Annotated in this window: 11 protein-coding genes; 7 read left to right on the top strand and 4 right to left on the bottom strand. The window is 33.8% G+C overall.

All coding sequences use genetic code 11. The annotated features are described in order from the left end of the window. Positions 1–85: 85 nt before the first annotated feature. The 3 genes from MKS83_RS17925 to recG all read left to right on the top strand — a co-directional run bounded on the left by MKS83_RS17925 (position 86) and on the right by recG (position 4396). Positions 86–1597 carry a peptide MFS transporter gene (locus MKS83_RS17925; RefSeq protein ID WP_240580742.1) on the top strand — a complete coding sequence of 504 codons (1512 nt, stop codon included), beginning with the start codon at positions 86–88 and terminating at the stop codon, positions 1595–1597. Positions 1598–1636: 39 nt separating this feature from the next. Further along, on the top strand, positions 1637–2170 hold the full coding sequence (locus MKS83_RS17920; RefSeq protein WP_240580741.1) for a thioredoxin family protein: 534 nt from the start codon (positions 1637–1639) through the stop codon (positions 2168–2170). A gap of 141 nt (positions 2171–2311) precedes the next feature. Beyond that, a complete protein-coding gene (recG, locus tag MKS83_RS17915) occupies positions 2312–4396 on the top strand; it encodes an ATP-dependent DNA helicase RecG (RefSeq protein WP_240580740.1) in 2085 nt (694 codons plus the stop codon). 424 nt (positions 4397–4820) lie between these two features. Here recG and MKS83_RS17910 read toward each other — a convergent pair whose 3' ends face one another. From MKS83_RS17910 to dapA, 4 genes are all read right to left on the bottom strand, one after another. Next, positions 4821–5270: a response regulator gene (locus MKS83_RS17910; protein WP_240580739.1), complete on the bottom strand. Its 450-nt coding sequence runs from the start codon at positions 5268–5270 to the stop codon at positions 4821–4823. Continuing rightward, positions 5267–5851 (bottom strand): helix-turn-helix domain-containing protein, encoded by a 585-nt coding sequence (locus MKS83_RS17905; RefSeq protein WP_240580738.1) that lies wholly within the window; start codon positions 5849–5851, stop codon positions 5267–5269. The genes MKS83_RS17910 and MKS83_RS17905 overlap by 4 nt, the downstream gene beginning before the upstream one ends. 262 nt (positions 5852–6113) lie before the next feature. Then, a complete protein-coding gene (locus MKS83_RS17900; RefSeq protein WP_240580737.1) occupies positions 6114–6611 on the bottom strand; it encodes a GNAT family N-acetyltransferase in 498 nt (165 codons plus the stop codon). 93 nt (positions 6612–6704) lie between these two features. Continuing rightward, positions 6705–7577 (bottom strand): 4-hydroxy-tetrahydrodipicolinate synthase, encoded by an 873-nt coding sequence (gene dapA, locus MKS83_RS17895; protein ID WP_240580736.1) that lies wholly within the window; start codon positions 7575–7577, stop codon positions 6705–6707. A gap of 107 nt (positions 7578–7684) precedes the next feature. Here dapA and MKS83_RS17890 point away from each other — a divergent pair, with 107 nt between their 5' ends. The 4 genes from MKS83_RS17890 to recO are packed head-to-tail and all read left to right on the top strand — an operon-like array spanning position 7685 to position 12357. Next, positions 7685–8452, top strand: coding sequence for a 5'-nucleotidase C-terminal domain-containing protein (locus MKS83_RS17890; RefSeq protein ID WP_240580735.1), 768 nt, complete (start codon positions 7685–7687; stop codon positions 8450–8452). Then, positions 8452–9402 carry a bifunctional metallophosphatase/5'-nucleotidase gene (locus tag MKS83_RS17885; protein ID WP_240580734.1) on the top strand — a complete coding sequence of 317 codons (951 nt, stop codon included), beginning with the start codon at positions 8452–8454 and terminating at the stop codon, positions 9400–9402. The genes MKS83_RS17890 and MKS83_RS17885 overlap by 1 nt, the downstream gene beginning before the upstream one ends. A gap of 1 nt (position 9403) precedes the next feature. Then, a complete protein-coding gene (locus MKS83_RS17880) occupies positions 9404–11671 on the top strand; it encodes a hypothetical protein (RefSeq protein WP_240580733.1) in 2268 nt (755 codons plus the stop codon). Then, positions 11671–12357, top strand: coding sequence for a DNA repair protein RecO (gene recO, locus MKS83_RS17875; protein WP_240580732.1), 687 nt, complete (start codon positions 11671–11673; stop codon positions 12355–12357). Before MKS83_RS17880 ends, recO begins: the two co-directional genes overlap by 1 nt. Positions 12358–12359 lie beyond the last annotated feature (2 nt).

The raw sequence follows: 12359 nt of genomic DNA, 5'->3' as shown, positions 1-12359 counted from the left end.
GTTCTTTATCAAAAATTAAAATTGTTGACACATTGTCTCAATAATTCACTGATAAATCTTTAATTAAACTTAATCATATATAATTATGAGCAAAACTCTAGAAGAAATACAAAATTTCAAAGGAAAATACCCTAAGCAAATCTGGAGCCTTTTCTTCTCTGAAATGTGGGAACGTTTCTGTTTCTACGGAATGAGAGGAATGTTGGTTTTCTTTATGATCTCTCAACTCGATTTTCATGAAAAAGAAGCGAATCTTCAATACGGAGCCACACAGGCTTTCGTTTATGCCTTTACGTTTGTTGGAGGGCTTTTCGCTGATAAAATCTTAGGTTTCAGAAAATCTCTTTTCTGGGGCGGGCTTTTAATGATTGTCGGAAGTTTAATCCTTGCAGCAGATCCTCACAAATTTTTCTTCCTGGGAATTGCATTTACCGTTGTAGGAACAGGTTTCTTTAAACCTAATATTTCTTCAATGGTCGGACAGCTTTACAAGCCGAACGATTCAAGAGCAGATGCAGGTTTTTCACTTTTCTATGCAGGAATTAATCTTGGAGCATTACTTGGCGGATATTTATGTATTGCCATCGGAAAAGGGGAACTTTTTGCCAGCATTATTCCTGAGGAATTAAGATGGCACTTAGCATTCGGATTTGCAGCTGTTGTAATGGTAATAAGCTTAATCAATTTTGTGTTTACCCAAAGAAGTTTAGGAACAATCGGGCTTCAACCGGGACATCCAGACAATGAAGTAAAATCTGCTCCTATTCCGAAATGGAAAGAATACGGAACGTATGTTTTATCATTACTCTTCATTCCGATCATCATGATCATGGTCGCAAAAACTGAGTATACAGATTATTTCATGTGGACAGTCGGGCCATTAACCCTGATTTATCTGTTCTATGAAATGACAAAGGTAACAGCTTCTGAACGTAAAAAACTTTGGGCTGCTTTAGTTTTCATTTTATTCTCAATTTTATTCTGGGGAATTTATGAGCAAAGTGGAGGTTCATTAAGCATTTTTGCTGCTAAAAACTTAAATAAAGACCTTCTTGGCTTAGATCCGAATGGGGTAAACAATTCCGGAGGAGCTTTCTTTATTATTTTCCTGGCACCATTAATCGGATTACTTTGGATTTGGCTGAATAAAAGAAAGATTGAACCTAATACCATAATTAAATTCGGGTTAGGGTTTATTTTCTTAGGGTTGGGATATTATATTTTATTTGCCACAAGACTTTTTGCCGATCTTCAGGGGATTACTTCTTTAAATTTCTTCACCATTGCTTTACTGGTGATTACTTTGGGAGAACTTTGCCTCTCTCCTATCGGTTTATCTATTATGACGAAGCTTTCCACAAAAAATCTTCAGGGAATGATGATGGGAATGTGGTTTTTGGCTTCAGCTTACGGACAGTATGTGGCAGGAATTATTGGAGCAGGCTTAGCTACCGCAAAAGAAGGTTCTACCAACTATGATGCTTTGATCACTTATACTGATGGATATAAACAATTAGGATTATATGCGGTAATTGCCGGAGTGGTATTAATTTTGATTTCCCCATTCGTGAAAAAATTAATGCAAGATGTAAAATAGAAATAAGTAAATACTTATTTTTACTTTAAATACCAAATTATGAAGAAAATTATAAGTATAATCTGCTTGTTTCTGTTGAGTTTCAACTTTGCTCAGGTAAAATGGATGACGATTGAAGAGGCCTTAAAAGCTCAGAAAGAAAATCCTAAAAAAATATTGATCGATTTTTACGCAGACTGGTGTGGTCCGTGTAAGATCATGGATAAAAAAACCTATGGGCATCAGATTATAGCTGATATTATCAATGAAAATTATTATCCCGTAAAATTTAATGCAGAAGAAAAAAAATCGCTTGAAATTTTTGGAAGAACATTTTCAAATCCGAATACTGAAGTAAGAAGAGGAAGAAATTCTCTACACGAATTCACTCAATATATGAATGTAGGAGCGGTTCCCAGCACTGTATTTTTAGATGAAAACGGAGGACCAATCACTATTTTGCAAGGTGAACTGTCTGCTAAAGAACTGGAACCTTATTTAGAATTTATTTCAAAGGATATGTTCAAAAAAATCCGTTCGCGAGAACAATGGGAAGATTATCAGAAAAAATTTAAATCTAAAATAAAAGATTAATCATGATTTCAAGGTTTAAAGTTTAATCTTAAAAAATATCATAGAGACTTTCAATTTTTTTGGAAGTCTTTTTTATTTTACCGAAATTCGGATCTTTATTTTTCCATTCAAAATCGAAGCACTCATTTCGAAACCTGAAAAATGAATCTTGAAACTTCCATAGAATATGTAAAAGGGATCGGACCTGAAAAAGCCAAACTCATCAAAAATGTGTTAGGACTTTCAACCGTGGAAGATCTGCTGAACTTCTACCCTCTTCGTTATCTGGATAAAAGTAAAGTTCACAAAATATCCCAGCTTAACAACGTGAATACAGATGTCCAGCTGAAAGGAAAAATTACTAGCATTCAGGAAATACAAGCTGGAAAAACCAAAAGACTGTCTGCAAAATTTAATGATGATACCGGCTCTATGGATCTGGTCTGGTTTCAGTATTCTAAATGGCTGAAAGAACAGATTCCGGTGAATAAGGAAATTTATATTTTCGGAAAAATCAATGTTTTTAATAATCAATTTTCAATGCCGCATCCGGAAATTGAGATTGAAGAAAAAAAAGAAACAGAGAATCGTTTAAAACCGATTTATCCAAGCTCTGAAAAGCTTACCAAAAGAGGCTTAAATCAGAAATTCTTTCAGACTATTCTAAGAAATATCTGCAAGGAAATTCCCAGTCTGATTGAAGAAAATATGCCTGAATATATGATGAAACATTTTAAATTTTTATCAAGGCAGCATACGTATCTCAATATCCATTTTCCAAAAGACATAGAACATTTTGAAAAAGCCAATTACAGGTTAAAATTTGAAGAGTCTTTCTTCTTTCAGTTAGGTTATGCTTTAAAAAAACTTCATCATAAAACACAATCACATGGTAATCCTTTCCCTATTGTAGGGGATTTTTTTACAGGGTTCTATGAAAATAATCTTCCGTTCGAACTTACCGGGGCTCAAAAAAGGGTATTGAAGGAAATTCGTCAGGATATGAAAAAACCAATCCAGATGAACAGGCTTTTGCAGGGTGATGTAGGTTCAGGAAAAACAATGGTCGCTTTATTGACCATGTTGATTGCTATGGATAACGGTTTCCAGAGCTGCATGATGGCTCCTACGGAAATCCTCGCTCAACAGCATTATAATGGTATTAAAGATCTCCTGACCGGAACCGATATCAACGTCCGTCTTCTGACAGGCTCTACCAAAGCTTCCGAAAGAAAAGTTATTCATGAACAGCTTGAAAACGGAGAGCTTTCTATTTTAGTGGGAACTCACGCCGTTTTGGAAGACAAAGTAAAGTTCAAGAATCTGGGATTGGCCATTATTGATGAACAACACAGATTTGGAGTTGCCCAGCGCGCAAAACTCTGGGCTAAAAATAAAATTCCACCGCATATTCTGGTGATGACTGCAACACCTATCCCCAGAACACTGGCCATGAGTTTTTATTCAGATCTTGATGTTTCCGTGATTGACGAAATGCCGGTTGGAAGAAAACCAATTATCACAGCTCACAGGCGCGAAAAAGACAGAGCTTATGTTTATAATTTCTGCAGGGAGGAAATTCAAAAAGGGCGACAGGTGTATTTTGTGTATCCATTAATTGAAGAATCTGAAACTTTAGATTATAAAAATCTAATGGTGGGACTGGAAAATGTAATGGATAATTTTCCAAAGTATAATGTGACCATGCTTCACGGAAAAATGAAACCGGATGAAAAAGACGCTGCCATGAGCTATTTTGCCTCAGGAAAAGCAGAAATCATGGTAGCGACAACAGTAATTGAAGTTGGGGTAAATGTTCCGAATGCATCCGTAATGGTTATTGAAAGCGCTGAAAGGTTTGGTTTATCACAGCTTCATCAATTGCGTGGTCGTGTTGGTCGCGGTGCAGAGCAAAGCTATTGTATTCTGATGACTTCTGATAAATTATCTTCTGACAGCAGAACGCGTATCAAAACCATGACGGAAACCAACGATGGTTTTAAAATCTCTGAAGTCGACATGAAACTTCGTGGACCGGGAGATATTCTCGGGACCCAGCAAAGTGGTGTGGTAGATTTTAAAAGACTGGATCTGATTGAAGATTCGGCCATCATAAAACTGACAAAAAAAACCGTTGATAAAATTCTTGAAACAGATCCTCACCTAGTCCGACCAGATAATGTATTGATCAAAAATTATTATTTAAGATACTACCGGGGAAAGAACAAATGGAGTAAAATCTCATAAAAAAAGTCGTGAAAAAATTTTTCCACGACTTTTAAAAACTGTTATTAAGAAGAAATTGAAAGGCAAAATAAAAAACAAAATGAATTGAGTTTCCAAATATTATTATAAAAACCAACTATTTGAGTTAAGAGAAGATTCTTTTAACTGTTTGAGTTTTCATGATTGTACCGTTTTATTTAAAGATCTTCTACGCTTAAATTGAAAACTGTAACAATTCATTTTGTTTAACTAACGTTTTATTTAAGATTCAAGAGAGATAATAGTAACTTCTCTAGCTTATGCCTTTTATATAGTTTATTTGTGTTATTAATTTCTATTACAAAATTGACATATCCGCAGAAAAAAAAATTACATTATTATGATTATTTTTTACAAAATTATCACGTTAATGTGAAAATTTCGTAATGTATATTTTAAATAATCTTTATCCCATTTTCATAATAAAATTGCTTCTGTTCAGTCCGGAAGTCTGATATTGCCATATCATTGTAATAATTTCCGAAACCATTTTTTTAAGCTTACTATAGTCATCATTTAATTTCAAAAAGATATTCGCGCCGGAAATAAGAATGTTTTCTATTTCACTCTCCTCCAACTCATTGGAATAAACAACAAATATCGCCGAGCTATACCTTATATCATCTATTCTTTCTCTGATAAGCAAAAAATCGGTAGCCTGAATATCCTGATAATTTATAAATACAACATCCGGAACACCATACATGGCTTTGTTTAAATATTGGCTTAAGTCTTCATCACTATAAAAATCCGTACACCTTATCTTTATTTTATGTTCCTGAAGTATTTTTCTTAAAAGAATAAGACTGTGTACGTTGGAGTCCAATAATGTGGCATTCAAAAACTCCTTATTCATACTAAGTTTCTTATACTGAGTTCTATTTCTTTTTCTTTAAGACTCTTTCTTTTACTGATAATCTTTAAAAACAGAGAAGGGGTAAGACCTGTAATATTTTTAAACTGGCTGCTTAAATGAGCAACACTTGAATAATTAAGTCTTAACGAAATTTCTGTTAGACTGTATTTATTGCTTATCATCAATTCTTTAGCATATTCAATCTTTTGGATGATAATGAAGTTTTCAATAGAATTATAAGTAATTTCAGAAAAAAGATTGGATAAATATCCATAGCTGTGATTCAGCTTTTCTGAAATATAAATAGAAGCCTTCACAGAAATATTATTTTCCGAAAAAACAAGCTCTACAATTGCATCTTTTATTTTCTGCACTAAAGCTATTTTCTGGCTTTCAATAACCTCAATACCGTAATCTTGAAGTTTTTTCTTAAAAACCGTGTGCTGTTCTTGGGTGAAATCTTCATAAAACTCAACTTCTCCAAAATCGAGCATCCGATACTTCACTCCGTATTCTTTTAATTTTTCGTCCAACACTTTCCTGCAGAGAGCATTGAAATCGAACTTAACATACATTTTCATCCTAACTTAAGTGTGTTTATATTCTAAGTAAATATACACATTATTTCAATAAAAAGTGATATAGGAAAATAAAAAAATTCCTGTATGATTTTGATACAGGAATTAAACACTAAGGATGAAAAAAAAATATACTTACTAAAAGCTAAAAATGCTCATAACAAAGTATATGTACATTATATTTATATGCGACTTGATACCTGCAAATATGCCAAGATAATTAAATTCACATATTATAGAATTATAGCAAAATGTTATATAATTTTTAGTTCTTTAAGACATTTTCCATTAGAAAGTCATCCATAACAAAGCCGTTACCGATATCAAAAACCCCTTCATCATAAACTTTGTAGCCCTGTGACTCATAAAAATTTCTTGCTGAATTATGTTTATTTACGTTCAGAATAATCCTTTTATCTCCGTATTCGGAAACTTTATCATTTAAAAATAGCAGAGCCTTTTTACCCAATCCTTTGCCTTTGCTTTCAGGGACAAGATAAATCCTGTGAAGCTTTGTAGTTTTTTCTTCGTAGCTGTTTTCGTATCCTATAAAGCCCTCGTAGGAATCTTCATCTTTAATTAAAAAATAATGATAATCAGGATTTTGCAAATGATCGGTTATTTCTTCTTTAGAATACATTGTGTTCAGCATATATTCCATCTGTTCATCAGAAAGTATTTCTGCATAAGCATTTTCCCAGGATCTTCTTGCCAACTCCTGGATTAAAGGAATATCACTTTTTGTAGCTTTTATAAATTCCATTATAGTTAAATTTTATTAGTAAAAAAGGTGAAAAGCATTAAAACTTTTCACCTTATATGTTTATAGTAACTAAAAAATGTTACTGAAAATCTATTAAATATTTGCCATTTCAGCTTTAATCTTCGCATAAAGACCTTCTGAAGCAGGGACTAATGGAAGTCTTAAATAGTTTTTGATAATTCCCATTTCTGCCAAAATTACTTTAATTCCGCAAGGGTTTCCTTCTGCAAAAATCAATCTTGTGATTTCAACCAATTTATTGTGAATCTCATAAGCTTCATCCACTTTTCTATCAAAAGCCAGCTGAACCATTGTAGAAAATTCTTTTGGATAAGCCTGTCCGATTACAGAAATCACTCCGTTTCCACCTGCTAAAGTTACAGGAAGCGTATATTCATCATCTCCGGAAACTAAATTAAATCCTTCAGGTTTCTTTCTTAAAATATCAAAATACTGAAGAATGTTTGGTGCCGCTTCTTTGATTAAAAATAAATTCGGGAATTCTTTTGCCAAACGTAGTGTTGTTTCTGCTTCAATATTTTGTCCTGTTCTTGAAGGAACATTGTAAATAATAATGTTCTTTCCTGTAGAAGCAAGCGCTTTATAATGCTGATAAAGTCCTTCCTGATTAGGTTTGTTGTAATATGGAGATACAGAAAGTACAGCTTCAAAGGCAGAAAGATCTGCTTCTTCAATCTGTTTCTTGACCTCAAGAGTATTATTTCCGCCAATTCCTAATACTAAAGGAACGCGTTTATTATTAACCTTAATGATATGCTCAATCACCTGTTTCTTTTCCTCAGCAGAAAGCGTTGCAGCTTCGGCTGTAGTTCCCAAAACAACTAAATAATTGGTCCCGTTTTCGATGTTGTAGTCGACTAATTTTGTTAAACTATCAAAATCTACGGATAAATCTTCATTAAAGGGTGTTACCAATGCAACACCTACTCCTTTTAAAATGCTCATCTGTTAGAATTATTTTTGTCAAATTTAATCATTTACGCTAAGAATTTATAATAAATAATAATGTTTTATTCTACATATAATTATATTTGCATATACTAAAAGAGATTATGAAAAATAAATTCATATTACTAGGAATTGCTTTGGTAACACTATCCGCTTGTAAGACGGCATCTTCGGCCTCTTCTGTACAGCTTGTGGAGGTGAAAACCCAGAAAAACATTTCTATTAATAATGAGCTAAAGAATGATGATGAGTTTGTAAAAATTATTGAACCTTATAAGCAGAAACTGGATAAGGAGATGAATCAGAAAATCTCCCATACCAATGTAGATCTTACCAAACAAGGGGATAACAGTAATTTGGGTAATCTTTTAGCAGACTATACATTCGATGGAGCTAATGAGTGGGCGAAGAAAAATCTTCAGAAAAATGTCGACGCAGCACTGATCAATATCGGGGGAATCCGTACAACGATTGGTAAAGGGGACATTTTACTGAAAAGTGTTTTTGAAGTAATGCCTTTCGAAAATGAAGTGATTATTGTAAAAATGAAAGGTTCGGATTTGCAGGGGCTTTTTGACTATTATGCAAAAACTCAGGTGAACAATCCTGTTTCCCATTTATACATTGAAACCAATAACGGGCAATTAACCAAAAATTTAATCAACGGAAAGGCAGTAAACCCAACTCAGGATTATTATATTGCTACATCAGATTATCTGGCTTTGGGTGGTGACAACATGAAATTCTTTGCTAAAGGAGAATCTATCCCGACAGGAATTAAGTTAAGAGATCTTTTTATTGATTATTTTAAGAAAACTCCTGAAGTTGTAGTAAATAATGATGTTCGTTTAAATTTTATCGGTAAGAAATAATGGATAGAAAAAGTTTTTTAAAAGCAATAGGTGGCGGAACTTTAGCAATGGCTTTAGCTCCCAATATGATGATGGCGGAAGAATTCAATATTCCTGATTTAAAATCCGCAAATAAACTGACCATTCTTCATACCAACGACCAACACAGCAGAATAGAACCTTTTGATGCAAGCTATACCAAAAATCCCAATCAGGGAGGTTTTGCAAGAAGGGCTAGCTTAATTCAGCAAATCAGAAATCAGGAAAGCAATGTTTTGCTTTTGGATTCCGGAGATATTTTTCAGGGAACTCCTTATTTCAACTTTTTCGGAGGTGAACTGGAGTTTAAACTAATGTCCATGATGAAGTACGACGCTTCAACAATGGGGAATCATGATTTTGATAATGGTTTGGACGGATTTTTAAAGGTTTTACCTAATGCAAAATTTCCTTTTATCTGTTCAAATTATGATTTTAAGAATACTGTTTTGGACGGAAAGACTTCCCAATACAAGATTTTTAATAAAAACGGAATTAAGGTCGGTCTTTTCGGGGTGGGAATTCAATTGGACGGATTAGTGGGTAAAAAGCAATATGGAGAAACGGTGTATTCAGATCCTATTGATGTAGCTCAACACTATTCCAATTTCCTAAAAAATGAACAAAAATGTGATCTGGTAATCTGTCTTTCGCACATCGGCTACGATTACAAAGACGAGCCCAATAAAGTAAGCGATAAAATCTTAGCTGCCCAAACTGAGAATATTGATATTATTTTGGGTGGTCATACTCATACTTTCTTACCGGAACCACAAACTTTTACCAACAGAGCGGGTAAAAACGTTCTGGTAAACCAGGTTGGATGGGCAGGTCTTCTATTGGGGAGAATAGATTTCTTTTTCGATTCAAATAAAAACGTAAAACATATTTCCTGGAATAATCAGGTAATTGACAGCAGCATAATAGCATAACATGAAAAAACTTTTAATTTCTCTTGGCGTTTTAGCTTCTCTGCATTTTATCAATGCACAAAACATTACTTCTAAAAAGTGGCAGGACATATTTTCTTATAACAATGTACTGGCTATGAAAGAGGATAATGGAAAAATAATAGCTGCAACAGAAAACGGAATTTTTTATTATAATATTTCAACAGGAGAAATTAATAAGCTGTCTAAAGCTAACGGACTTCATGAAGTTAAAATTTCAGCTTTCGATTACAATCCTCAGACAAAAATAGGATTAGTAGGGTATCAAAATGGCTCATTAGATGTCATTGATCCGAATGGAATCACTTATGTTGTTGATATCCCTATTGCAACAGGCTATAATGGGAGTAAGAAAATCAACCATATATCGATTACGGGAGACAAAGCCGTTGTTTCTGTTGGATATGGAGTTTCTATTTTTGATCTTAAAAAGAAAGAATTCGGAGATTCTGCATTTTTCGTTTCAGGAGGGGTTTATCAGGCAAGTAATGAAGCTACGATTTTAAATAATAAAGTATATTCAGTAACAAATAACGGACTTAAAACCCACGATTTAAATACAACGTTTCCTGTATTTTCAACCTGGACAACAGAAATCCCGGGAGCTTTTACGGATATTGATTCTGAGTCTACCGTAGCATTTTCTTCATCTACCAACGTACAATTACTCATTAATAATACATTCACTACTCTTCCACAAACATTCATCAATATACAGGATGTTGTTGTGAACGGAGATAATATCGTTGTTGCAGATATTCAGAATGTTTATAGTTATAGTCTTACAGGAGGTTTGATCGGAAATGTTTCCATAGGGGAAGAATGCAATACCGCAACACGTATCAATTCAAAAATTTACACCGGGACCAAACTTTCCGGGATAAAAAATGAAGAAAGGAATACTTTCAGACCGGATGGGCCGTATTTTAATGACTCATATAAAATAAGAATATTCAATGAGAACCAACTTTTGGTTTCAAGTGGCGCAAGGATAGATGGTTTTAACGGTGCCGCTGATAATCCAAAAAATCCAGGATTTTATTATTTTGATGGAATGCAGTGGATTTATCCTTCATATTTTAAATCCGGAACCATGAAGTTTAATGTTTTGGATGCTATTTTTGATCAAACGAATAATACTGACCTATTTTTTACAAATTACAATGTCAGTACCGGACATGGGATTTATAAACTTAAGTACAATTCAACCTTAAAAGACTTCGATTTTACAAAATACTATGATCTGGACGAACCAAGTATCTGGCTTAGACGTCCTGTAGGATTTGCTTATGATGATCTTAATAATCTTTTTGCGACTATCGGGTTTTCTACAGCTCAGGGTACTTCTGCAGCTATTTCATATTATGATAAAGCCACGGATCAGTTCTTAGTGAAAAATTTTGATATAACAAGTAGCGCAGTTCAGCAACCTCTTTTCTATCAGGGACTGTTTTGGATTCCTTTACCAAGATCAAATGATTTCATGGTTTATGACTATAAAAAAACACCTGATTTAACAGATGATGTAAAGTATATTATTAACAATTCTCATGGGTTGCCTAGTAATTCAGGAGGTACACTCTCTGTAGCTATTGACAAATCCGGAGATGCGTGGATTGGTACTGATGCAGGATTAAGAATTTTACCTAATGCAGCTGCTGAAGTAAAAAGCAATCCTCAGGTAGAACCTATAGTAATAGAACAAGGCGGTATAGCAGAAGAACTTTTCAAAGATTCTCAAATTTTACAAATAGAAGTTGATGCCGGAAATCAAAAGTGGATTTCTATAGATGGTGGTGGTGTATATTATCTTTCAGCTAACGGAGAGCAGACCATTAAGCACTTCACTAAAGAAAATTCCCCGCTTCCGACAAACAGTGTAACCGATATAAAAGTTGACAAAAAAACCGGAAAAGTTTATTTTGTTACCTACGATGGGATCGTCACTTATCAAGGAGATGTAGGAGATGTAACTTCCAACTTCGGAAATGTATTAGTATATCCGAATCCAGTTGTCTATTCCAACTTTAAGGGGAAAGTTACGATTAAAGGATTGGCAGAAAAAACAAATATCAGAATTACGGATGCAGCCGGAAATATTGTTCATTCAGCAGTAGCCAGAGCTGGGTATTACGAATGGGATCTTAATAACCAACGCGGGACAAGAGTAGCTTCGGGAATTTATTTTGTGTTAATGACTAATGAAGACGGCTCAGATAAGGCTACTGCAAAAATAGCCGTGGTTAATTAATGAATTCACAGGACGGATTTTTACTTTCTTACCTAAAATACGGAGAAAATGATGCCATCATTCATGCATTTACAGAAAATGATGGCTTTCAAAGTTATTTCTTAAAGGGGATTTACAATAAAAAGAGCAAAAAGAAAGCGTTTCTTCTTCCTTTAAATAAACTCAACTTTGTAACTCATATTGCAAAAGGTAATGGCATTCCTACGATTTCAAAATTCGAATTGAATGAGTTTTATGATTTCTATGAGGATATTAATGCCAATACCGTTGTATTTTTTATTTCAGATTTTTTACATCAGATTTTAAGAATTGAAAATAAAAACGCTTCAATATTTACTGGGATTGATGAATTTCTTCAGGAACTTAATCTCAAAAATTATCAGTCCCATTTAATTTTTTTGATTAAAATATTAAAAGTACAGGGAGTAGCCCCTCTCGTTAATGAAGGTAAATATCTGAACCCTGAAACAGGAGTTTTTACTTTTGAAATGGCTCATCATCTTTTTGACGAATACAATTCCCAGGTTTGGAAAAATGTTCTTTCTACAGAAAATCCTTATAATATCAAGATACCTTCTAAGATCCGCAAAAATATTCTGGACAGTATTTTAGTTTACTATCATTACCATTTCGCAGATTTCAAAACACCCGGTTCCCTGGAAATTATCCAGCAGATTTTTGAATAAAA

Origin of the sequence: Chryseobacterium sp. Y16C (assembly GCF_022488405.1) — a bacterium.
Lineage (GTDB): Bacteria > Bacteroidota > Bacteroidia > Flavobacteriales > Weeksellaceae > Chryseobacterium > Chryseobacterium geocarposphaerae.
Note: the sequence above shows the minus strand (reverse complement) of the source record. Positions and strands in the feature narration are given on the sequence as shown.